This is a genomic window from Simplicispira sedimenti (assembly GCF_022760965.1).
In the GTDB taxonomy this organism is placed as follows: Bacteria; Pseudomonadota; Gammaproteobacteria; order Burkholderiales; family Burkholderiaceae_C; genus Simplicispira; species Simplicispira sedimenti.
In genome coordinates this window covers 231,935-254,249 of sequence record NZ_JAKVIJ010000003.1, presented here as the reverse complement: position 1 = coordinate 254,249, position 22,315 = coordinate 231,935, and the positions used below count along the sequence as shown (strand labels likewise).

Below are 22,315 nucleotides of genomic sequence, written 5' to 3'. Positions count from 1 at the left end.
AAGGAGACTGAAAGCATGAAACTGCGTACCTTCCTCACCACCGCCGTGGCCGCCGCCGCGGCCCTGGCCTTCACCGCGCCCGCCGCCCTGGCGCAGACCGCCTACAAGAGCGAATACCGGATGTCGCTCGTGCTCGGCCCGGCCTTTCCCTGGGGCAAGGGCGGCGAGCTGTGGGCCAACAAGGTGCGCGAACGCACCCAGGGCCGCATCAACATCAAGCTCTACCCCGGCGTGTCGCTGATCCAGGGCGACCAGACGCGCGAGTTCTCCGCACTGCGCCAGGGCGTGATCGACATGGCCGTGGGCTCGACCATCAACTGGTCGCCCCAGGTCAAGCAGCTCAACCTGTTCTCGCTGCCCTTCCTGATGCCCGACTATGCCGCCATCGACGCCCTGACCCAGGGCGAGGTGGGCAAGAGCCTGTTCCAGACGCTGGACAAGGCCGGCGTGGTGCCCCTGGCCTGGGGCGAGAACGGCTACCGCGAGATCTCCAACTCCAAGAAGGAGATCAAGAGCCCGGCCGACCTCAAGGGCATGAAGATCCGCGTGGTGGGCTCGCCGCTGTTCCTTGACACCTTCACCGCGCTGGGCGCCAACCCCACGCAAATGAGCTGGTCGGATGCCCAACCCGCCATGGCCAGCGGCGCCGTGGACGGCCAGGAAAACCCCCTGTCCATCTTCACCGCCGCCAAGCTGCACACTGTGTCGCAAAAGTACCTGACGCTGTGGGGCTACATCGCCGATCCGCTGATCTTCGTGGTGAACAAGGACATCTGGAACAGCTGGACGCCCGCCGACCGCGAGATCGTGAAGCAAGCCGCCATCGACGCCGGCAAGGAACAGATCGCCCTGGCCCGCAAGGGCGTGGTCGAGGCCGACAAGCCGCTGCTCAAGGACATCGCCGCCAACGGCGTGACCGTGACCCAGCTGACCCCCGCCGAGCGCGAGGAGTTCGTCAAGGCCACGCGCCCGGTGTACGCCAAGTGGAAGGGCCAGATCGGCGCCGACCTGGTGAATGCCGCCGAGAAGGCGATTGCCGCCCGCAAGCCCTGAACGGCTCGCACCGCGTCAACCCCAAGCCCCGCATAGCGGGGCTTTTTGCTACATTTTTAATAGCTGTTAGCGCTTATATTACGGGCGCCAGAGGCCAAAAACACCTCAAACCTCCAGCGCCTCGCCGGACTGCTGCAGCGCCCACATGCGTGCATAGCGCCCGCCCGCCGCCAACAGCGCGGCGTGCGTGCCGCGCTCGACAATGCGGCCCGCGTCCATGACCAGAATTTCGTGCGCATCCACCACGGTGGAGAGGCGGTGCGCGATCACCAGCGCGGTCTTGCCCTGCGCCACCTGGCGCAGCTCGGCCTGGATGGCGCGCTCGTTGGCCGAATCCAGCGCGCTGGTGGCCTCGTCGAAGATCAGGATGGGCGGGTTCTTCAGCAGCGTGCGCGCAATGGCCACGCGCTGCTTCTCGCCGCCCGAGAGCTTGAGCCCGCGCTCGCCCACCATGGTGGCGTAGCCCTTGGGCGTGGCGGCGATGAAGCCATGGATGTGCGCCGCGCGTGCGGCCTGCTCCACCTCATCCTGCGAGGCGTCCGGGCGACCGTAGGCGATGTTGTAGGCCACGGTGTCGTTGAACAGCACCGTGTCCTGCGGCACGATGCCGATGGCGCGGCGCAGGCTTTCCTGCGTCACGCTGCGGATGTCCTGCCCGGCAATGCAGATGCGCCCGGCCTGCACGTCATAGAAGCGGAACAGCAGGCGCGAGAGGGTGGACTTGCCAGCGCCCGAGGGCCCGACCACGGCCACCGTCTTGCCTGCCGGAATCTCGAAGCTCACCCCATTGAGGATAGGGCGGCTGGGCTCATAGGCAAAGTGCACGTCCTCGAACCGCACCGTGGGCGCAGCCAGCCCTGTCAGCGCGGTGGCGCCTGGGGCGTCGGCCACTTCGCGCTCCCGGTCCATGAGGGTGAACATCTTGTCCAGGTCGGTCAGGCTCTGCTTGATCTCGCGGTAGATCACGCCCAGGAAGTTGAGCGGGATGTAGATCTGGATCATGAAGGCATTGACCATGACCAGATCGCCCAGCGTCAGCCGCCCCTCGGCCACGCCCTGCGTGGCGCGCCAGAGCATGGCCACCAGCCCGATGGCGATGATGAGCTGTTGCCCGGTGTTGAGCAGGGACAGCGTGCTCTGGCTCTTGAGGCGCGCACGCCGCAGGCGCTCCAGGCTCTCGTCGTAGCGCCGCGCCTCGAACTGCTCGTTGTTGAAGTACTTGACCGTCTCGTAGTTGAGCAGCGAATCGACCGCCTTGGTGTGCGCGGCCGAATCAAACTCGTTGGCCTCGCGCCGGAACTGGGTGCGCCACTCGGTCACCAGCACGGTGTAGGCGATGTAGCACAGCAACGCCGTGAGCGTGATGACGGCAAACCCCACATCGAAGCGCGTGCCCAGCACCGTGAGCACCAGCAGCACCTCGACCAGGGTGGCCAGAATGTTGAACAGCGCAAACGACACCAGCGACTCGATGCCGCGCACACCGCGCTCGATATCGCGCGTCATGCCGCCGGTCTGGCGCTCCAGGTGAAAACGCAGGCTCAGCCCATGCAGGTGTTGAAAGGTCTGCAGCGCAATGCTGCGCGCCGCGCCGTGCGTGGCCTTGGCAAACACCAGTTCGCGCAGCTCATTGAACAGCGAGGTGGACAGGCGCAGCATCCCGTAGGCCAGCAGCAGGCCCACGGGCACCACCAGCAGCGCCGTGGCGGCCCCCGCAGGCACATCCATGGCATCCACCAGTTGCTTGAGCAGCAGCGGCACGCCCACGTTGGCCAGCTTGGCGCCGACCATGAAGGCGATGGCGGCCAGCACCCGGCCCTTGTATTGCCACAGGTAGGGCAGCAGGCGGCCCAGTGTGGCCCAGTCGGAGCGCGGGCGGGCGGGTTCGAGGGGCGAAGGGGGGGGAGCAGATTCGCCGTGGCGGCGCATGGGAGACAATCCAAAGATCAGACAACACCCGAGATTGTGCCCATGTCCCAGCATTCCGACCGTCCCGCTGCCACTTTACCCACCGACAAGGAGCTGGTGCTCAAGGTCATCCCCATGCCCGCCGACACCAACGGCAATGGCGACATCTTTGGCGGCTGGGTGATGGCACAGGTGGACCTGGCAGGCTCTGTTCTGCCCGCGCGGCTGGCCCAGGGCCGCATGGCCACGGTGGCGGTCAATGAATTCATCTTCAGGCACCCGGTGCGCGTGGGCGACATCCTGTCGCTCTACGCCAGCGTGACGCGCGTGGGCCGCACCTCCATCACCGTGGAAGTGGAGGTGTTTGCCGAGCGCTTTGCCCAGCAGGGTGACTACGTGAAGGTGACCGAGGCGCGCCTGACCTATGTGGCCATTGACAGCGAAGGGCGCCCACGCCCAGTGCCGCAGGCGCAGGCGCAGGCGCAGGCGCAGGGCACAGCCTAAAACCGCGAAAAATCCGGCGGGCGCTTCTCGATAAAGGCCATCACCGCCTCGGCCAGTTCGGGCGACTGCACGCTGTGCTGCAGGGCTTCGCCCTCGGCAGCCAGCGCGGCCTGCAGCGCCGCCTGGTGGCCCTGGCGCAGCAGGCGCTTGGCGCTTGCCACGGGGCCCGGTGCCAATTGCGCCAGGGCCTCTGCCGTCTGGCGCGCACGGGCCAGTTCCTGGCCTGCGGGTTCCACAGTGGTGAGCAAACCGGCGCGCAGCGCGGTATCGGCGTCAAACGGCTCACCCAACAGCACGAGCTGGCTGGCCAGGCGCATGCCGGCATTCATGGGCAACAGGTAGCTGGAGCCGAACTCGGGCACCAGCCCCAGGCGCGCGAAGGGCAGTTGAAAACGCGTGCCCTGGGCCGCATGCACAAAATCGCAATGCAGCAGCAGCGTGCTGCCGCCGCCAATGGCCAGGCCATGCACCGCCGCCACGATGGGCTTGTCGAACGTCGTCAGGCGGCGCAGCAGGCGCGAGAGCGCCGATTTCTCGTAGCCCTCGGCCAGCAGGCCGTGCTGCACGCTCTTGAGGTTGGCACCCGAGCAAAAGGCATCGCCCTCGGCGCTGAGCAGCACCACGCGCACGCCGGGGTCTTCGGCAGCGCGGGCCAGGTGGGCCTCCAGCGCGTCGAACCAGGCATCGTCCATGAGGTTGCGCACACCTGCCTGGCCAAAGCGCAGGTGCAAGACCTTGTTCTCGGTGGTGGTCTGGAAGGAAAGGCTCATGCCGGGGTCTCCAAGGGTTGGGCGGAAAGGTGGAAGGGCTCTGCGGCGGGCGGCCCCAAAAACAAGGCCAGCGCCTGCTGCGCCAGCGCATCGAGCGACAGGGGGCCATCGGGCCGGTACCACTGCACCGCCCAGTTGAGCGCGCCCAGAATGAACAGGCGCGCCAGCGGTGGCGCTGTGCACAGCCGCCCCTGCTGGTGCAAGGCCTGCAGCACGGGCATCCAGGGGGCCTCGTACACGGTCTTGAGGCGTGCGATGGAGTGGCGCTGCTCCGGCGTGAGCGAGCGCCATTCGTACAGCATCACGGGGATGAAGTCGCCCTCGGGGCCGAACAGGATTTCAAAATGGTGGCGCACCAAGGCAGCCAGGCGCTCTTGCGGCAGCGCATCGGCGCACACGCCATCGAGTGCCGCCTGCTGGCTGCGCACGGCATGCTCCATGCCTTCGTGCATGACGGCGTGCAGCAACGCGCTCTTGCTCTCGAAATGGTAGAAGGGCGAGCCGCTTTGCATGCCCGCTGCGGCCGCGATGTCGCGCGTGCTGACGGCGGCGAAGCCCCGGCTGCGGAACAGGCGGGCCGCGCCGCGCAGCAATTCGCGGCGGCGGTTGCCTTCGTCGCGCGCATCGGGCAGCTTGCGCGGACGCCCCCGGGCGCGCCGGGGCGCCTCGGGAGAATCTGTGCCCTGCGCATCCATGCCCGGCACCTTAGCCGGGTTTCAGGATTTCAGCAAGCAAATGCTTGGCAAAAACCCGTCATGCGGCCAGGGCGCTGGCAGGCTCGGGCCGGGCGCGGGTCAAGGCAGCGCCCGTGCCCATTTCCACCTCGCCGCTGAGCTGGCCGCCCTCCTCGATCACCAGCTTGCCATAGCGCACCTTGCCGCTGACCTTGCCGGTGCCGTGGATCACGAGCTTGTGGCGTGCCGTGAGCGTGCCGCTGAACTCGCCCCGGATCTCGGCAATATCGATCTCTGCGGCGCCACGGAATGCGCCCTGCTCGGCGATCTGGATCACGCGCGAATCCATGGTGGCCTCGACCGTGCCCTCCACCACCAAGGTGTCGCAGTCGGTGATCTCCACCCCCTTGAGCTTGATGTTGGGGCCTACCGTGAGCTTGCTGCCCACGGGTTCCGTGCTGCTTTTGGGGGCGCTGCTGGCCACCGGCGCAGTCGCTGTTGGCGCGCTGGTGGATGGCGCCACCCCATTGCTGTGGTGGTGCGGCTGCGCCGCAGAGGGTGAGCGGGGGGCCAGGGCGTCGGGTTCGCGCCTGCCGAAGAAGGGGTTTTGCACAGCCATCGTTTCTCCTTGGGACAAAAGTCCATCCTAGAAGCCACGCACTGGTAAAACACCGCGCATTGCGCAAGATCGGTAACCAGGTGGTTCAGGCGTTGCATGCGCTTGCAACGCTTGCAGCCCCATACAGTTGTGGCGGGGTCAGGACACGATGTACGCCGCTGCGCCCGAAGACAGCAGTTTGCCGTCGGCGCCCAGAAACTCCATGCGCGTGGTGGCCACGCGCGAGCCCAGGCGCAGCACTTCGGCGCGCAGCTCAAAGTGCGTGCCGATGCCAGGGCGCAGGTAGTCGATGCGCAAATCGATGGTGCCCAGCTTGGCAAAGCGGTGCAGGCGCTGCAGGGGCTCTTCGTCCATGTGGCGCGCGCCGATGGCGGCCATCACCGCCAGGCCGCCCATGGCGTCGAGCCCGGCGCTGATGACACCGCCGTGGATACGGTTGTGCGCGAAGTGCCCGATCAGCTCGGGCTTCATCTCGATGCGACCCGCCACGCGCTCGGCCTCCATGCGGACAATCTTGAGCCCCAGCACCTGATTGAACACGATACGTTCCTCGAAGATCGTCTTGAGCCCGGCGATGAACTCGGGCTCGAACGGCGGCGGGGTGGCGGTGGATTTGGTCATGGAGGTATTGGCTTGTGCCCGGTGCTGCAATTGCTATTATTTTAATAGCTGCTTACGCTTTATTGGCGGGCGCAAACGGCCAATTTTCCTTGAATGACTGATTCAGCACTGGCTGAAGTCTGGCTTGCGCTTCTGCATGAACGCGGTGAAGGCTTCACGGGCAGCGGGTTCGCCCAGCATGCGCCCGAAGCTGTCCCCCTCGATGGCCATGCGTTCGAGCACGGGGGCGGTCTGGCCCAGCTTCATCAGGCGTTTGGTCTCGACCAGCGAAGACAGTGGTTTGCCCGCGAGCTTGCGCGCCTGCGCTTGCGCCACGGCGTTGCATTCGGTGGGCGGCACCACGCGGTTGACCAGCCCGACCTCCAGCGCTGCCTCGGCCATGAAGGGCTCGCCCAGCAGCAGTGCCTCTGCGGCACGGTGGTAGCCCAGCAACTGCGGCGCCAGCAGGCTGGACGCAGCCTCGGGGCACAGGCCCAGGTTCACGAAGGGCATGGAGAAGGCTGCGTTGTCCCCCGCATAGACCAGGTCACAGTGGAACAGCATGGTCGTACCGATGCCCACGGCCGGGCCGCACACGGCGGCGATCACCGGCTTGGGGAAGCTGGCGATGGCGCGCAGGAAGCGGAACACCGGCGAATCCTGCGAGGACGGCGGCTGCTGCAGAAAGTCGCCAATATCGTTGCCCGCGCTGAAGACCGTGGGGTCGCCCTGCAGCACCACCACGCGCACGCTGGCGTCCTGCGCAGCAGCTTCCAGCGCATCGGCCAGCGCCGCATACATGGCGCGGGTGATGGAGTTCTTCTTGTCCACACGGTGGAAGGTCAGGGTCATGACGCCTGCATCGGCGTGCACGAGGATGTCGTTCTGCGGTTCGCTCATGGGAAATCCTTGCGAGGGCGCGCTGGCCTTATTCTTTGTAATAGACGATCTGGTGGCTGGTGGCGAGCATGGTGCCCGCCTCGTTCCACAGCTGGGCGGTCTGGTCGAAAAAGCCGTTGCGAAACTCCTGCGCGCGCGCCTGGCCCAGCACATAGCCCGTGCCCGTGGCCTGCAGTTGCGGCGCGCTGGCATGGAAGTACACCGTGATGGACACGGTGCCTGCGGGCACATGCACGGCGCGGCGCAGCCATACGCGCGGAAAGAACACGTCGGCCAGCGCCGCCAGCCCACAGAAGTCAAGCACACGCTCGGGCGTGTTGCGCATCCACAGCTGCGTGAGGCTGCTGTCGCCCTGGCCGTTCCACTGCCGGGGCAAGGCACCGGCCACGGGCCGCAGGTCGTAACGGTTGAACCATTCGACGCCCGGCACCGGCGGCACGGGCTGCAGCGTGTCGGGCCGGGGCACCTCGGGCATGGGCATGTCGGCCAGGCTCCAGGTGTCGCGGCGCGCCGCCGTGACCGCCGTGGCCGTGGTGGTGACCACGGGCTCGCCGTCGGCACCGGTCTGCACGATGGACACGTTCCAGTGCTGGGTCGAACGGTTGGTGCGCACCGGAGTCGCATCAACCGTGAACGGCCCGGTGGTGGGCGCCCCGGCGTAGTTGACCGTGAGCGACAGGGGCTCACCCAACAAGCGGGGATGCAGCAGGATGGCGCGCAGCGCCGTGGCCGCGGTGATGCCGCCAAAGGGCCCGACCATGTTCCAGTAGGCTGGGTGTGTCTGGCCCCGGTAGTGGCCCTCGGCCAAGGTGTCGAGCACCAGGGCCTGATCAAAGGAATGGGGTGTCGTCATGGTGCCGAGTGTGCCGTGAAATGCGCCGTCCCACCGTCATGCCGGTGACTGCGCCGCCGGGCGAGCCAGCGCCGCCAGGTCGGCCGCCGCACGCGGCCACAGGCTTTGGCGGAACTGCTCGCGGAAAAACCCGAAATGCCCGATGCGCAGCGCCTTCACGTCCTGCGGTGCGATGCGCTCGACGCGCGTGGGCGCGTTGCTGTAGAGGTTGACGAGGGCCTGCGTGCCGCGCAGCGTCATCAGTTCGTCGTCGCTCATCGACAGCGCCAGCACCGGAAAGCGCACTGCGCCATAGCGCTGTGCCACCTCGGGGCCCTCGGCGCCCACGCTGTAGGTGGGGTTCAGGCACCAGCGGCGCCATTGCAGGATCACGCCGGCAGGCAGGTCGCCCACTTTGCGCAGCTTGCGGCCAGGGAAGTAGCCGCACAGGCGAGTAGCCAGCGGCACCAGCACCCACCAGAAGTACGGCACCATGCGCTTGAGGCGCGGGGCGTTGTCGCGCCAGTAGCCGCTGCCGGCCGCCACGCTGAGCAGGCCGTCCACCTGGCCGGGGTTGCGCAGCAGGCCGGGCAGTTGCGCGCCCAGGCTGTGGCCCAGCAGGTACAAAGGTTGTTCAGGCAGCGCCGCGCGGGCCGCCGCAATCACGGCCTCGTAGTCACGCGCCCAGTCGAACAGGTCGGCGCGCACCTCGCGCATGGGGCCGACGAGCGAATCGCCATGACCCCGGTAATCGAACGTGGTGACGCGAAAGCCCTGCTGCGCCAGCCACTGGGCGAACGATGCGTAGTAGTCCTGCCGCACCCCCATGGCCCCGCCGATGACCACGCTGGCGCGCGCTGTGCCCTCGGGCTCGAACACGCACAGCGCCACGCTGACGCCTTCATCGACCCGCAAGGTCTGTTTGTTCATGCTGTGTCTCCTTGTGTCACACCGTTCTGCGCCGGTTTGATGCCAGAAACCATGGAGGAGCAGGTAGCTCCCCTCAGCCCTTGAGAGTGTTCATACCCTGCCCTCAAGGGCGTAGCGAGCGGGATCAGCTGCTAGGCGGACGGAGCACAGGAACCGGAACGTACTTGCGGTACGTGAGGATTCCGAGCACCGCCCAACGACGCAGATGACCCGCGCAGTAGCCAGTTAAACCGCTTCAAAAATTCCTGCGGCGCCTTGGCCTGTTCCCACGCACATCGTGACCATGCCGTACTTCAGCTTGTGGCGGCGCAGTGCGTGCACCACGGTGGCGGCGCGGATGGCGCCGGTGGCGCCCAGCGGGTGGCCCAGGGCGATGGCGCCGCCCATGGGGTTGACCTTGGCGGGGTCCAGGCCCAGGGTGTTGACCACGGCAAGCGACTGGGCGGCAAAGGCTTCGTTCAGCTCGTACCAGCCGATGTCCTCGCTCTTGAGGCCGGCGTAGCGCAGCGCGGCGGGAATGGCCTCGATGGGGCCGATACCCATGATTTCGGGCGGCACGCCGCGTGCGGCGTAGCTCACGAAGCGCGCCAGCGGCGTGAGGCCGAACTGTTTGACGGCCTTCTCGCTGGCCAGGATCAGCGCACCTGCGCCGTCACTGGTCTGCGAGCTGTTGCCGGCCGTCACGCTGCCGCGCGCGGCGAACACGGGCCGGAGCTTGGCCAGGCCTTCGAGCGAGGTGTCGGGGCGGGGGCCTTCGTCCAGGTTCACGGTGCGGGTCTTGGTGATGACTTCCCCGGTGGCCAGGTTGGGCACGCGCTCCAGCACTTCGATGGGGGTGATTTCGTCGGTGAATTCGCCCGCCTGCTGCGCCTTGATGGCGCGCATGTGCGACTCCAGCGCGAAGGCGTCCTGCATCTCGCGCGTCACCTTCCACTGCTGGGCCACCTTCTCGGCCGTCAGGCCCATGCCGTAGGCAATGCCGACGTTCTCGTCCTTGGCGAACACCTCGGGATTGAACGAGGGCTTGCCACCACCCATGGGCACCATGCTCATGGACTCGGCACCACCGGCGATCATCACGTCGGCCTCGCCCACGCGGATGCGGTCGGCGGCCATCTGGATGGCCGTGACGCCCGAAGCACAGAAACGGTTGACGGTGACGCCGCCCACCGGGTGGCTGAATGCCAGGCCGGTGGCGATACGTGCCATGTTCATGCCCTGCTCGCCTTCGGGGAAGGAGCAGCCGATGATGGCGTCTTCGATCGCCTTGGGGTCCAGCGTGGGGACTTGCAGCATGGCGCTCTTGATGGCGGCGACCAGCAGCTCGTCAGGACGGGTGTTGCGGAAATAGCCGCGGCCCGAACGCCCGATGGGCGTGCGCGTGGCGGCAACGATGTAGGCGTCTTGGACTTGTTTCATGATGGGATCCTTACCTTTGGGGTGTGGCGGCAGGGGCCGCCGGGGCACTGGTTTTGCTCTTGCTGGCGGGCACCCAGGCCCAGATGAATTCGCACTCAATGGGCTGCGCGCCGGATTCGTCGCTCACCTGCACGGCCACGGTGACTTCGCCTTTGTCGCTTTGCTGCATGAGCGTGCGCTGCTCATCGGTGAGCGTGGCCACTGCGCGCAGGGCGCCCTGGGCACGCCGCTTGAAGGCCACACGCAGCTCCTTGGCCAGGGGCAGGCAGTCGTCGCGCACGTTCATGCCCACCACCATGCCGGTGGCCGTCTCGGCCAGCAGCGTCATGGCGGCGGCGTGCACGCCGTGGATGTGGTTCTGCACCCGGCGCTGGTTGGCCACGGCCACTTCCACGCGCTGGGGCGTCAGCTCAAGGTACTGCAGGCCTGCCGTGCCGGTGAAGGGCACGGCGCGGCGCAGCACCAGGTTGCGCGCCCAGGGCCGCACTGCGGCGGGCACCCGGTCGAGCTGGCCCATGGTGCGGGCCAGCCGGTTGGGCCGCGCGGTGGAAGGGGTGGCTGCAGCGCTCATGTCAGTTGCGAACCGGTTTGCCGGTGGACAGCATGCCCATGATGCGTTCCTGGGTCTTGGGGTGGTCGAGCAGGCTGCAGAAGGCCTTGCGCTCCAGCGCCATGAGGTATTCCTCGTTCACCAAGGTCCCGGCCTCGACCTCGCCGCCACACACCACACCCGCGATCAGGCTGGCAATGTGGAAGTCGTGCGCGCTGATGAAGCCGCCGTCACGCATGTTGACCAGCTGCGCCTTGATGGTGGCAATGCCGCTGCGACCGGCCACGGGGAACAGGCGCTTGTGCGGTGCACGGTAGCCGCTGGCAAACATGGCCTTGGCTTCGTTGATGGCAACGAACAGCAGCTCGTCCTTGTGCGCCACAACCACGTCGCTCTCCAGCAGGTAGCCGAGCTTGCGCGACTCCAGCGCACTGGTGCCCACCTTGGCCATGGCCGCGGCGGTGAAGCCTTCGGTCAGGAAGGGCAGTACGTCCTTGGAGGTGGACAAGGCCATGTTCTCGGCGGCACGGCGGGCGATGTAGGTCAGGCCGCCCGCGCCGGGCACCAGGCCCACGCCCACTTCGACCAGGCCGATGTAGCTTTCCATGGCCGCCACGCGCTTGCTGGAATAGATGGCCAGCTCACAGCCACCGCCCAGGGCGATGCCACGGATGGCGGACACCACGGGCACGTTGGAGTAGCGCAGCGCCAGCATGGCCTTCTGCAGCTCGGCCTCGGCACCTTCCACGGCCTTGGAGCCGCCCATCATGAAGGCGGGCAGCATGGACTGCAGGTCGGCACCGGCAGAGAACATCTCGTCCGGCGACCAGACCACCAGACCCTGGTAGCTTTCCTCGGCCATGGCCTGGGCCTTGAGCAGGCCCTCGATCACGCCGCCGCCAATGGCGTGCATCTTGGTCTTGATGGAGGCGATGAGCACCGCCTCGTCCAGCGTCCACAGGCGAATGGATTCGTCCTCGAACAGCGTGGTGCCCGCCGTCTTGGCGCTGGGTGCGTTGGCGCCCAGCACGCTCTCGGGGAAGTGCTGGCGCGCATACACGGGCAGGCTGCGCGGGGCCACGAACTGGCCGGTGGTGGGGTTGAACGAGCCCTCGGGCTGGTGCACACCGCCGCGCTCGGCCACGGGGCCCTTGAACACCCACTCGGGCAGGGGCGCCTTGCACAGTGCCTTGCCAGCGTCGATGTCCTCCTGGACCATCTTGGCGACTTCCAGCCAGCCTGCTTCTTGCCACAGCTCGAAGGGGCCCTGCTTCATGCCAAAGCCCCAGCGCATGCAGAAGTCCACATCGCGGGCGTTGTCGGCGATCGAAGCCAGGTGTACGGCAGCGTAGTGGAAGCTGTTGCGCAGAATGGCCCACAGGAACTGGCCTTGCGCGCCTTCGGCGTTGCGCAGGAGCTTCAGGCGCTCGGCTGCGGGCTTCTTGAGCATGCGGGCATAGACCTCGTCGGCCTTCTGGCCTGCGGGCACATAGTCCTTGCTCGCCAGGTCGAAGCGCAGCACATCGCGGCCCACCTTCTTGAAGAAGCCGGCCTTGGTCTTCTGGCCCAGGTTGCCCATTTCCAGCAGGGTCTTGAGCACTTCGGGCGTGGCAAAGCTGGCGTAGAAGGGGTCGGTCTCGGCCGAGAGCGTGTCCTGCAGCGTCTTGATGACGTGGGCCATGGTGTCCAGGCCCACCACATCGGCGGTGCGGAAGGTGCCGCTCGATGCGCGGCCCAGCTTCTTGCCGGTGAGGTCATCGACCACGTCGTAAGTCAGGCCGAAGTTCTCGACCTCCTTCATGGTGGCCAGCATGCCGGCGATGCCCACGCGGTTGGCGATGAAGTTGGGCGAATCCTTGGCACGCACCACGCCCTTGCCCAGCGTGCTGGTGACAAAGGCCTCGAGCGCGTCGAGGTAGCGCGCTTCGGTCGTGGGGGTGTTGATCAGCTCCACCAACGCCATGTAGCGCGGCGGGTTGAAGAAGTGGATGCCGCAGAAACGCGGCTTGATCGCGTCGGGCAGCGCCTCGGACAGCTTGGTGATCGACAGGCCCGAGGTATTGGACGCCACAATGGTCTGTGCGCCAATGAAGGGTGCGATCTTCTTGTACAGGTCCAGCTTCCAGTCCATGCGCTCGGCAATGGCCTCGATGATGAGGTCGCAGTCGCGCAGTTGCTCCAGATGCTCTTCATAGTTGGCCTGACCGATCAATGCGGCGTCGTCCGCCACACCCAGCGGTGCGGGCTTGAGCTTCTTGAGGTTGTCGATCGCCTTGGTGACGATGCCGTTCTTCGGGCCTTCCTTGGCCGGCAGGTCGAACAGCACCACCGGCACCTTGACGTTGACCAGGTGCGCAGCAATCTGCGCGCCCATCACGCCAGCGCCGAGCACGGCGACTTTCTTCACTTGAAATCGGGACATGGTTTTCGTTCCTTGTTGATGGCCCGACCGCGCTCTGCGCAGGCCAGGCCTGTGCCCTTACTGCACCCGGGTCCAGGTCTGCGTGCGGCCAAACGGCCCAAAGGAGCCACGCACTTCGAGCTTCTTGCCGCCCTCGGTGGGCGTAAGGCGCAACGTGTAGTTGCGGCCGTTCTCGGGGTCGAGAATCTTGCCGCCTTCCCACACGTCCTTGCCCTCGGCCTTCTTGGCGCCACGGATGATCTCCAGGCCCAGGAGCGGCTTGTCCTTGCGATCGTCATCGCATTCCTTGCACACGTCCTCGGGCTTGGCGTCCTTGGTCAGGCGCTTTTCGATGGTGCCATTCAGCACACCCGCACCATTGGCCTGGATGCGGATCTCGGCCTTGGCCTCGCCGGTCTTGTCATCCACGTTGCGCCAGAGGCCTTCGGGCGTCATCTGCGCCCATGAAGGGGCGGAAGTTACTACAAAAATGATAGCTGCTATCGCTTTATTCATGGGCGTCTCCTTAGGTTTATATATCGATTTCAGGCCAGTGCCAGGTCGGTATCCATCAGCACCTTGCTGCCAGTGCGGGCGGTGCGCATGGCCGTCGCCGTCTCGGGGAAGAGCTTGGCGAAGTAGAAGCGCGCCGTCTGCAGCTTGGCCTGGTAGAACGGATCCTGGTTGCCTTCGGCAATTTTGCGCAGCGCGACCTGGGCCATGCGTGCGAAAAAGTAACCAAACACCAGGTGACCCATCACACGCAGGTAGTCCACGGCGGCGGCGCCCACTTCGTCGGGGTTCTGGAAGCCCTTGAAGCCGATCTCGGTGGTGAACTTGGTCATCTGGTCACCCAGGTAGGCGATGGGATTGACGAACTCGGCCATCTTTTCGTTCACGCCCTCTTCGGCCACCAGTTGTGCCACCAGCTTGCCGAACTTGCGCAGCGTGGCGCCGTTGTTCGACAGCACCTTGCGGCCCAGCAGGTCCAGCGACTGGATGGTGTTGGTGCCTTCATAGATCATGTTGATGCGGTTGTCGCGCACATACTGCTCCATGCCCCATTCCTTGATGAAGCCATGGCCGCCGAAAACCTGCATGCAGGCGTTGGTGGCGATGTGGCCGTTGTCCGTCAGGAAGGCCTTGGCGATGGGGGTGAGCAGCGCGAGCAGGTCACCGCTGTCCTTGCGCACCTTCTCGTCGGGGTGGTGGTGCTCCTTCTCCAGCAGCATGGCGCAGAAGGCTTCCAGTGCACGGCCACCTTCGGCGTAGGCCTTGGCCGTGAGCAACATCTTGCGCACGTCGGGGTGCACGATGATGGGGTCGGCAGGCTGGTCCTTGGCCTTGGGGCCGGTCAGCGAGCGCATCTGGATGCGGTCCTTGGCGTAGGCCAGTGCGTTCTGGTAGGCGACTTCGGTCAGGCCCAGGGACTGGTTGCCCACGCCCAGGCGGGCGGCGTTCATCATCACGAACATGCCCTGCATGCCCTTGTTGGGCTGGCCAACCATGGTGCCCACGGCGCCTTCGAGCGTCATCTGGCAGGTGGCGCTGGCCTTGATGCCCATCTTGTGCTCCAGACCGGAGCAGTAGATGCCGTTGCGCTCGCCGACGGAGCCGTCCTTGTTCACATGGAACTTGGGCACGATGAACAGGCTGATGCCCTTGATGCCGGGAGGCGCATCGGGGAGGCGGGCCAGCACCAGGTGGATGATGTTCTCGGCCATGTCATGCTCGCCGGCGCTGATGAAGATCTTGTTGCCGGTGATCTTGTAGGTGCCGTCGGCCTGGGGTTCGGCCTTGGTGCGCATCAGGCCCAGGTCGGTGCCGCAGTGGGGTTCGGTCAGGCACATGGTGCCGGTCCACTCGCCGCTGGTCATCTTGGGCAGGTAGGTGGACTTTTGCTCGGGCGTGCCGTGCGCTTCCAGCGCGGCGTAGGCGCCGTGCGTCAGGCCGGGGTACATGGTCCAGGCCTGGTTGGCGCTGTTGAGCATTTCGTAGAACAGCGTGTTGACCACGAAGGGCAGGCCCTGGCCGCCGTATTCCGGATCGCAACCCAGTGCCGCCCAGCCACCCTCGACATACTGCGCGTAGGCTTCCTTGAAACCCTTGGGCGTGGTCACCGCGTGGGTGGTGTTGTCCAGGGTGCAGCCTTCGGCGTCGCCCGAAGCGTTGAGCGGGAAAGTCACCTCGGCCGCAAACTTGCCGCCTTCTTCCAGCACCGCATTGATGGTGTCGGCGTCAATGTCCGCGTGCTTGGGGATCTGCTTGAGCTCGTCCACGACGTTGAACACTTCGTGGATCACGAACTGCATGTCGCGCAGCGGCGGCGTGTAAGAGGGCATGGGACTACTCCTTGGAGGTTGGGTGAGAAACAGGGGAAGGCACCGCCGCAGGCGCAGCTGCGCTGAAGCGGGCCAGGATGTTGTCGAAACCGGTGAGCGCACGGGCGATCGAGCCGGGGTTCTTGAGGAAGCGCGCCTCGTAGTGCAGCGCCAAAATCAGGCCATGGACCTCGAACAGCATCTGGTCTTCGACCACATCGCTGCGGATCTGTCCCAGATCCTTGGCCTGGGTGATGGCACGCTTCATGGCCGCGTGCCAGGTCAGCACCGAATGCGCGAGCGCATCGCGCACGGGCCCGGTACGGTCATCGAACTCGATGGCACCGCTGATGTAGATGCAGCCCGAGTCGATTTCGATGGAAGTGCGCTTCATCCAGTTGTCGAACAGCGCGCGCAGGCGCTGCACGCCGCGCGGCGCCGACATGGCGGGGTAGAACACTTCCTGCTCGAAGCAGTGGTGGTATTCGCGGATCACCGAAACCTGCAGCTCTTCGCGCGAACCGAAATGGGCGAACACGCCGGACTTGCTCATGCCCATCACGTCGGCCAATGCACCGATGGACAGGCCTTCGAGCCCGATGTGGGTGGCCAGGCCCAGCGCGGCCTCGATGATGGCCTGCTTGGTCTGCTGGCCCTTCTGCAGCGCGCGCGCACCGCCCGAACGCGTACGTGTCGCGCGGGGTTTGGCACTGGTAGGTTCGGTGGCAGGCATGCTTCAGATAAAAACGAACGATCGTTCTATTCTGCAGCAATTTCTTACCAGCGCCTATCCCCCCCCGAAAAATAGAGAGACTCCTCCAACCGAACGTGGCAGGCCTGCCACCCACCGCGCTCACAGCAGTCGGGCCAGACTCTCCTGCAAATGCTCGGTCGGCAGGCGGCGCTGCCCCGTGCGCACAAAGCGCTGCAGCCGCCCCAGCGCAAAGGCCACCCAGACACTGGCGGCCACCTGCGCATCCACCGTAGGCGTGGCCGATCCCGCCTGCCCGGCGGCAGGCCGCAGGCACTGGCGCAGGTGGGACTCGATGCGATCAAAGAACTGGTTCATGCGGGCCTGCAGGCGCTCATGCTCCAGCACCAGGGCATCGCCCACCATCACCCGGGCCAGGCCAGGGTTGCGCTCGCCAAACTGCAGCAGCAGGGCCACCACGCGCGCGGCCTGCTGGGGGCCATCGGCCGATGCGGTCGCGGGGGCATCGCCCTCGCGACCCACGATCTGCACCACGCGCGTCAACACCGCGTCCTCGATGTAGTCGATGAGTGCTTCAAACATCTGCGCCTTGCTGGCGAAATGGCGATACAGCGCCGCTTCGCTCACGTCCAGGCGGGCGGCCAGCGCGGCGGTGGTGATGCGCTCCGCGCCCGGTTGCTCCAGCATGGCGGCCAGTGCCTGCAGGATTTGCTCACGCCGCTCGCCGGGGCGTGGTCTGCGCCGAGGCTCCGCCTCACGCGCCGCAGAGTCAGTGGGATCAAGGCCAGCGGGCGTAGGGTCAGGGCTGTTCATGGCGGTGTGGGAAAAACACGTCGGGGCATTCTCGCACGCTCATGTCGGCACACTCCCCCTCTCGACCGCAGCGAACACCAAGGTCACGCGCAGGCCCTTGCCTCCCGCTCCCGGCTCCAGCACCAGAGAGCTGCCATGGGTGCGTGCAATCTCCTCGGCAATGGGCAGCCCCAGGCCCGAGCCCTCGCCCCCGGTCCCCGGAACGCGGTAAAAGCGCTGCAGCACATGGGATACCTCCTGCTGGGGTACGCCAGGCCCGTCGTCTTCCACCTGCAGAAAAGCCGCAGGCCTTCCCGCCAGGTCGGTCAGTGTGGCGCAGCGAATGGTCACCGAGCCTGCGGCCGGGGTGTATTTGATGGCGTTGTCCACCAGGTTGGACAGCAGCTCGCGCAACAACCAGTCGTGGCCGGACACATGCACCGGCTGCGCATCCAGGCCCAGGTCGATGCCCTTGCCGGTTGCGGCGTCGAGGTACAGCTCCAGCATGTTTTCACACAGATCCTTGAGATCCACGCGCTGCATGGGCTGGGCGTTCATGCTGCGTGCGTCTGCCCGGGACAGGGCCAGCAACTGGTGCGCCAGTTGCGAGGTACGGCGCGTGGCATCGCGCAGCTTCTCGATCTCGGACGCTTTCAAAGTAATAGCACCTTGCGCTTGCCCCACCTGCCCTGGGAGCACTTTTTTATCTACCAACCGGGCATTTGCAGGCGCCTTGGCGGCCGAGCGGGCCAGCAAGGCCCAGGCTTCCACCTGCGCCTGCAAGCCCGCCAGCGGAGTGCGCAACTGGTGTGCGGCATCGGCCACGAACCGGCGCTGGCTGTCGGCCTGGGCGTTGACCAGGTTGAACAGCCGATTGAGCGAATGCACCAGGGGCCGTACCTCGGCGGGTGACGCCGCCTCGTCGATGGGACTGAGGTCGCGCGGAGAACGCCGCTCCACCGCATCGGCCAGATCGACCAGGGGCTTGAACGCCCGCCCCACCGCCCAGTGGATGGCCAGCCCTGCGGCCACCACCAGCAGCAGGTTGGGCAGGAGCACGCGCAGCAGCAGTTGCTGCGCCCATTGCTGGCGTGGGTCCGTGCCGTCGGCCAAAGCCACCACCAGCTCCCCCGCCCCCGTACGCCCGCGTTGCACCGCCACGCGGTAGGTCACGCCCCCCTCCTCGACGCTGTGAAACTCCGGCTCGCCGGTTTCAGGCACGGTGGTGCGCACCCAGTCATCGCCCAGCAGCAAATTGCCGGAGAGGTCGCGCACGCTGTAGCCCGTATAGGAGGCATTGCTGCGCAGAAAGTCTTCGATCGGGGGCGCCATCAGCCACACCACGGGCTGCGACTCACCCACCCCCGGTGCCAGCACCGAATCGGCCAGCGCCGGCAACAAGCGCAAGAGGCGTTGATCGTGCCGCATGGCGGCCTCGTCGGCCGAACGGTAGTCCATCCACACCCCCAGCAGCGCCAGAGTGCACAGCGGCAGCAACAGCAGCAGCAGCAGCCGGTTGCGCAGATCGGAGGTCATGCCCTGCAGGCGTCGGCGCAGCATGGCCAAACTTGCGGTCCGCGGCTCAAGAAACTTGCAGTTCCAGCCGGTAGCCAAAGCCCCGGATGGATCGCAGCGCCACGCCATGCGGTTCGAGCTTGCCGCGCAGGCGCGAGACATACACCTCGACCGCATTGGGGGTGATTTCCTTGTCCCAGCCGGTCAGTGCCTGCAAGAGCTTGTCCTTGCTGGCGGGCTTGGGAGCGTGGACCATCAGGTACTCCAGCACCGTCCACTCACGCGGCCCGAGCTCAATGGGCTGCAGTGGCGCATCGGGCTGCAAGCGGATGCCCACCCAGCGGTTGGCTGTATCCAGCTCCAGCGGACCAAAGTTGAGCACTGCCGAATTGGCCGCCTGCGAGCGGCGCAGCAGCGCCCGCAGCCGCGCCAGCAACTCGGGCAGCTCAAAGGGCTTGACCATGTAGTCGTCGGCGCCCAGGTCCAGCCCCTGCACCCGGTCGTGCAAGGCGTCGCGCGCCGTGAGTATCAGCACCGGCATGTCCCTGCTGGCCATGTCCGGGCGGCGCATGCGCCGCGTCAGCTCCAGCCCATCCATGCCTGGAAGCCCGATATCGACCACCGCCACATCGAAGGTTTCCCGCTGCAGCACCTCTTCGGCCCGCTCGCCGCTGCCCACCCAATCGACGGCATAACCCGCCTCGGTCAGCCCCAGCTTGATGCCGCTGGCCACCATGATGTCGTCTTCGACCAAAAGAAGGCGCATGGTTCATCCTCAGCGTTCAAAGAGGTGCATGGGGAAGGCCCATGCACCAGGCACAGCGCTTGCACTGGGCGCCCCCAGGCCAGGGCCGCCGTGCAAGGGCCGCCCCGCCGCACGGGCGGCGTCCCCCTTCCCGGCTCGCGCAGCGAGACGAGAGAAGGGGGAAGCGGCGCAGCCGCACAGGGGGTTGTTCATGCTAATGACTACGGATCATCGTGCCATAGGCCTGCTCGGTCAGGATCTCCAGCAGCATGGCGTGCGGCACACGGCCGTCGATGATGTGCACGGCGTTCACACCTGCCTTGGCGGCATCCAGCGCGCCCGCAATCTTGGGCAACATGCCGCCGCTGATGGTGCCATCGGCAAACAGCTCGTCAATACGGCGCGCTGTCAGATCGGTCAGCAGCTTGCCCTCCTTGTCCAACACGCCAGGCGTGTTGGTCAGCAGCAGGAGCTTCTCGGCCTTGAGCACCTCGGCCAGCTTGCTGGCCACCACGTCGGCGTTGATGTTGTAGCTTTCGTTGTGCTCGCCAAAACCGATGGGGCTGATGACCGGGATGAAAGCATCGTCCTGCAGCGCCTTGACCACGCTGGGATCGATGGACACGATATCGCCCACCTGACCCACGTCGTGCTCCACCTCGGGGTTCTTGTTGTCCACCATCTTGAGCTTGCGCGCGCGGATCATGCCGCCATCCCGCCCCGTCAGGCCCACGGCCTTGCCGCCCACCTGGTTGATCAGGCCCACGATGTCCTGCTGCACCTCGCCCGCCAGCACCCACTCGACCACCTCCATCGTCTCGGCGTCGGTCACGCGCATGCCCTGGATGAACTGGCCCTTTTTGCCCAAGCGGTTGAGGGCGGTCTCGATCTGCGGCCCGCCACCATGCACCACCACGGGGTTGATCCCCACGAGCTTGAGCAGCACCACATCCTCGGCAAAGTCCTGCTGCAGGGCCGGGTCGGTCATGGCGTTACCGCCGTACTTGATGACCATGGTCTTGCCATGGAACTTGCGGATGTAGGGCAGCGCCTGCGCCAGGATCTCAGCCTTGTCGCGCGGTGCAATCGAAAGAAGGGTTTCAGTGGTCATGGATACGGCCGCTTTCAGCACGAAGAGGGAATCGTGCAAATTGTGCCGCAAACCAGACCCACGTCAGTGGCGCAGCCAGGCAGGCACCTTGAAGCGCACAATGGCCAAGTATGCGGTCACATAGGTCACCACAAACAGTGCGCAAAACACCATCAGCACCCAGGTGTTGCTCCAGAACAGCACTGCAGGCACCACGGTGAGCAAGGTAAACCCCCACAGGTACGGCGAAGTGCGGTTGTTGCGCATGAGCATGCGGCGCGACTCATCGTCGTGAAACACGCTGCGCACGATACGGCGGTAGATCAACTGGTGGAAATGCAGCGCATCGGCCACGCCGGGCGACACTCCGCGCACCCACTTGCGGTATATCGAAAACACCGTCTCCCACACCGGGTAGATCAGCAGCAGCATGGGAAACCAGGGAGATACCGCCGGATTGCGCTGCACCAGAGACAGACTCGCCAGCGCAATCACCACACCCCAGATGTAGGCCCCCCCGTCGCCGGCAAACAACATGCCTCGCGGGTAGTTCCAAAGCAAGAACCCTGCCGTGGCCGCCGCCGTGGTCACCAGCAGCGCTGCCAGGGCCCGGTCACCCACCTGCAGCGCCACATGCGCCAGCGCCAGGCACACGATCAAGGCCACCATGCCTGCCAGTCCGTTGTATCCGTCGATGATATTGAAGGCATGCGGCAGGCCCGCCACCGCAAGCAGCACCACCAAGCTCCCCACCCAGGGGACCATGGGCAGCCAGGCATCCAGCCAGTCGAGACCAGTACGCGGCACCTCCAAACCCACCAATAGCAACGCCAGAATTCCGGAGGCTGCGGTGAGCGCAAGGCGATATCGAACGGCCAGACGCTGCGTCAGGTCCTCGGCAATCCCTCCCACGGCCGATGGCAACAAGGCGGCCATCCAAGCATAGACCCAGGTGTCCAGGCGCACTGACGCGTAGTCACCCAACAGGGTTTGAACCACCCCCAAGGACCACGCCACCAGCGCACCCAACAAGATGGCAACCCCTCCAAGCCGGGGTACGTCTCCATGATGAAACCGCTGAGGCATGCCGTTGCCATAGACCGCCGCATGACTGCGCACCCACCGGACGATAAAACCCGCAGCCAGCGCCGCGACGACAAATGCCACCAGAGAGAGCCAAATCATGGAGCGCCGATGTTACCTGCACCCGCCCCAGACGCAGGTAACGCATTGCAAGCCCAACGGTACGCCGGCGACCGCCACAAACGCAGCAGACTGGCTACATGCCACCGCAAATGATCCCATCGCCTACGGCTGGCCCTTTGCCCGGCATGCACGATTTGCACAGGCGCCCTCACCAAGGAATAGCCCGCCTGACGCAGGCGCAGGCACAGATCCACATCCTCGCAGTACATGAAATAGCGCTCGTCAAACCCGCCCACAGCCACCCAAGCTTCCCTGGGCAGCACCATGCATGCGGCGTTGACCCAATCCACACGCGATTCCTTCTTTCCCAATACACGACGTCGCCAAAGCGCTGTTGGTGTAGGTAATTCACGTTCGCTGTCCTGCATCACCCCCAGCTCATTTACCTGAACCGGATAGGCACAGCCCACCCCCGGCTTGGCGGCGTACATCGCGAGCCAATAAAAGAGCTGTGAATCCTCAAGTCGGACATCCGGATTGAGCAAGCATACATAGCCCTCCGGAACATCCTGGAGCGCTCTGTTGTGATTACGTCCAAAGCCAAGTGGAAGCTCATTCCGTCGGACTTCCAAAACAAACGGGAAGCACTCTTCCGAAAGAGCCTCCAGCATTGGCTCCGGCACATTCAAAGTCAATACCACTCTGGATATCAGACCGCCTTCCACCTGAGACAAATCCGCCAACAGTTGCCGAACCTGTGAACCATGTCCGTGGCTCACAACCGACAGAACCAGGTCACCCTGGAAGGGCATTTCAATAGAGGACATCCGCAGC

General features: G+C 65.7%; 22 protein-coding genes. 2 read left to right on the top strand and 20 right to left on the bottom strand.

The window, feature by feature from the left end:
• The first annotated feature begins 15 nt into the window (after positions 1-15).
• Entirely contained in the window at positions 16-1,053 is a 1,038-nt protein-coding gene (locus MJ602_RS05430) for a DctP family TRAP transporter solute-binding subunit (RefSeq protein ID WP_162017419.1), read from the top strand.
• 105 nt (positions 1,054-1,158) lie between these two features.
• Here the strand turns inward: MJ602_RS05430 and MJ602_RS05425 are convergent, their stop codons facing one another.
• The gene (locus MJ602_RS05425; RefSeq protein WP_243019848.1) at positions 1,159-2,982 is read right to left on the bottom strand and encodes an ABCB family ABC transporter ATP-binding protein/permease; all 1,824 of its coding nucleotides are present in this window, start codon (positions 2,980-2,982) and stop codon (positions 1,159-1,161) included.
• Positions 2,983-3,024: 42 nt separating this feature from the next.
• Between MJ602_RS05425 and MJ602_RS05420 the strand changes: the two genes are divergently transcribed.
• Positions 3,025-3,465, top strand: coding sequence for an acyl-CoA thioesterase (locus tag MJ602_RS05420; RefSeq protein WP_243019847.1), 441 nt, complete (start codon positions 3,025-3,027; stop codon positions 3,463-3,465).
• Here MJ602_RS05420 and MJ602_RS05415 read toward each other — a convergent pair.
• From MJ602_RS05415 to MJ602_RS05325, 19 genes are all read right to left on the bottom strand, one after another.
• Positions 3,462-4,235 (bottom strand): enoyl-CoA hydratase/isomerase family protein, encoded by a 774-nt coding sequence (locus MJ602_RS05415; protein WP_243019845.1) that lies wholly within the window; start codon positions 4,233-4,235, stop codon positions 3,462-3,464. The genes MJ602_RS05420 and MJ602_RS05415 overlap by 4 nt on opposite strands.
• On the bottom strand, positions 4,232-4,930 hold the full coding sequence (locus MJ602_RS05410; RefSeq protein ID WP_243019843.1) for a TetR/AcrR family transcriptional regulator: 699 nt from the start codon (positions 4,928-4,930) through the stop codon (positions 4,232-4,234). Before MJ602_RS05410 ends, MJ602_RS05415 begins: the two co-directional genes overlap by 4 nt.
• Before the next feature lie 58 nt (positions 4,931-4,988).
• The gene (locus MJ602_RS05405) at positions 4,989-5,528 is read right to left on the bottom strand and encodes a bactofilin family protein (RefSeq protein WP_162017424.1); all 540 of its coding nucleotides are present in this window, start codon (positions 5,526-5,528) and stop codon (positions 4,989-4,991) included.
• Positions 5,529-5,666: 138 nt separating this feature from the next.
• Positions 5,667-6,149, bottom strand: coding sequence for a thioesterase family protein (locus tag MJ602_RS05400; RefSeq protein ID WP_162017425.1), 483 nt, complete (start codon positions 6,147-6,149; stop codon positions 5,667-5,669).
• A 102-nt stretch (positions 6,150-6,251) separates the two neighbouring features.
• The gene (locus MJ602_RS05395) at positions 6,252-7,028 is read right to left on the bottom strand and encodes an enoyl-CoA hydratase (protein ID WP_162017426.1); all 777 of its coding nucleotides are present in this window, start codon (positions 7,026-7,028) and stop codon (positions 6,252-6,254) included.
• A gap of 28 nt (positions 7,029-7,056) precedes the next feature.
• Entirely contained in the window at positions 7,057-7,881 is an 825-nt protein-coding gene (locus MJ602_RS05390; RefSeq protein WP_162017427.1) for an acyl-CoA thioesterase, read from the bottom strand.
• Between the two features lie 36 nt (positions 7,882-7,917).
• Positions 7,918-8,790, bottom strand: a complete 873-nt coding sequence (locus MJ602_RS05385) for an alpha/beta hydrolase family protein (RefSeq protein WP_243019842.1) — start codon at positions 8,788-8,790, stop codon at positions 7,918-7,920.
• Positions 8,791-9,015: 225 nt separating this feature from the next.
• Positions 9,016-10,209, bottom strand: coding sequence for an acetyl-CoA C-acyltransferase (locus MJ602_RS05380; RefSeq protein ID WP_243019840.1), 1,194 nt, complete (start codon positions 10,207-10,209; stop codon positions 9,016-9,018).
• A 10-nt stretch (positions 10,210-10,219) separates the two neighbouring features.
• A complete protein-coding gene (locus tag MJ602_RS05375) occupies positions 10,220-10,780 on the bottom strand; it encodes a DUF4442 domain-containing protein (protein WP_162017430.1) in 561 nt (186 codons plus the stop codon).
• A gap of 1 nt (position 10,781) precedes the next feature.
• Positions 10,782-13,181: a 3-hydroxyacyl-CoA dehydrogenase/enoyl-CoA hydratase family protein gene (locus MJ602_RS05370; protein WP_162017431.1), complete on the bottom strand. Its 2,400-nt coding sequence runs from the start codon at positions 13,179-13,181 to the stop codon at positions 10,782-10,784.
• Positions 13,182-13,238: 57 nt separating this feature from the next.
• The gene (locus MJ602_RS05365; protein WP_162017432.1) at positions 13,239-13,676 is read right to left on the bottom strand and encodes a DUF2147 domain-containing protein; all 438 of its coding nucleotides are present in this window, start codon (positions 13,674-13,676) and stop codon (positions 13,239-13,241) included.
• A 29-nt stretch (positions 13,677-13,705) separates the two neighbouring features.
• Complete coding sequence (locus tag MJ602_RS05360; protein ID WP_243019838.1) at positions 13,706-15,502, bottom strand: acyl-CoA dehydrogenase C-terminal domain-containing protein; 1,797 nt, start codon at positions 15,500-15,502, stop codon at positions 13,706-13,708.
• A 4-nt stretch (positions 15,503-15,506) separates the two neighbouring features.
• The gene (locus tag MJ602_RS05355; RefSeq protein ID WP_243019837.1) at positions 15,507-16,214 is read right to left on the bottom strand and encodes a TetR/AcrR family transcriptional regulator; all 708 of its coding nucleotides are present in this window, start codon (positions 16,212-16,214) and stop codon (positions 15,507-15,509) included.
• A 120-nt stretch (positions 16,215-16,334) separates the two neighbouring features.
• Entirely contained in the window at positions 16,335-17,006 is a 672-nt protein-coding gene (gene slmA / locus MJ602_RS05350) for a nucleoid occlusion factor SlmA (RefSeq protein WP_162017435.1), read from the bottom strand.
• Positions 17,007-17,045: 39 nt separating this feature from the next.
• Positions 17,046-18,521, bottom strand: coding sequence for a sensor histidine kinase (locus tag MJ602_RS05345; RefSeq protein WP_243019907.1), 1,476 nt, complete (start codon positions 18,519-18,521; stop codon positions 17,046-17,048).
• 46 nt (positions 18,522-18,567) lie between these two features.
• Positions 18,568-19,266, bottom strand: coding sequence for a response regulator (locus tag MJ602_RS05340; RefSeq protein WP_243019836.1), 699 nt, complete (start codon positions 19,264-19,266; stop codon positions 18,568-18,570).
• Positions 19,267-19,459: 193 nt separating this feature from the next.
• Positions 19,460-20,356: an acetylglutamate kinase gene (gene argB / locus MJ602_RS05335; RefSeq protein WP_162017437.1), complete on the bottom strand. Its 897-nt coding sequence runs from the start codon at positions 20,354-20,356 to the stop codon at positions 19,460-19,462.
• Positions 20,357-20,419: 63 nt separating this feature from the next.
• Positions 20,420-21,520: an MraY family glycosyltransferase gene (locus tag MJ602_RS05330; protein ID WP_243019834.1), complete on the bottom strand. Its 1,101-nt coding sequence runs from the start codon at positions 21,518-21,520 to the stop codon at positions 20,420-20,422.
• Complete coding sequence (locus tag MJ602_RS05325; RefSeq protein WP_243019833.1) at positions 21,517-22,308, bottom strand: glycosyltransferase; 792 nt, start codon at positions 22,306-22,308, stop codon at positions 21,517-21,519. Before MJ602_RS05325 ends, MJ602_RS05330 begins: the two co-directional genes overlap by 4 nt.
• Positions 22,309-22,315 lie beyond the last annotated feature (7 nt).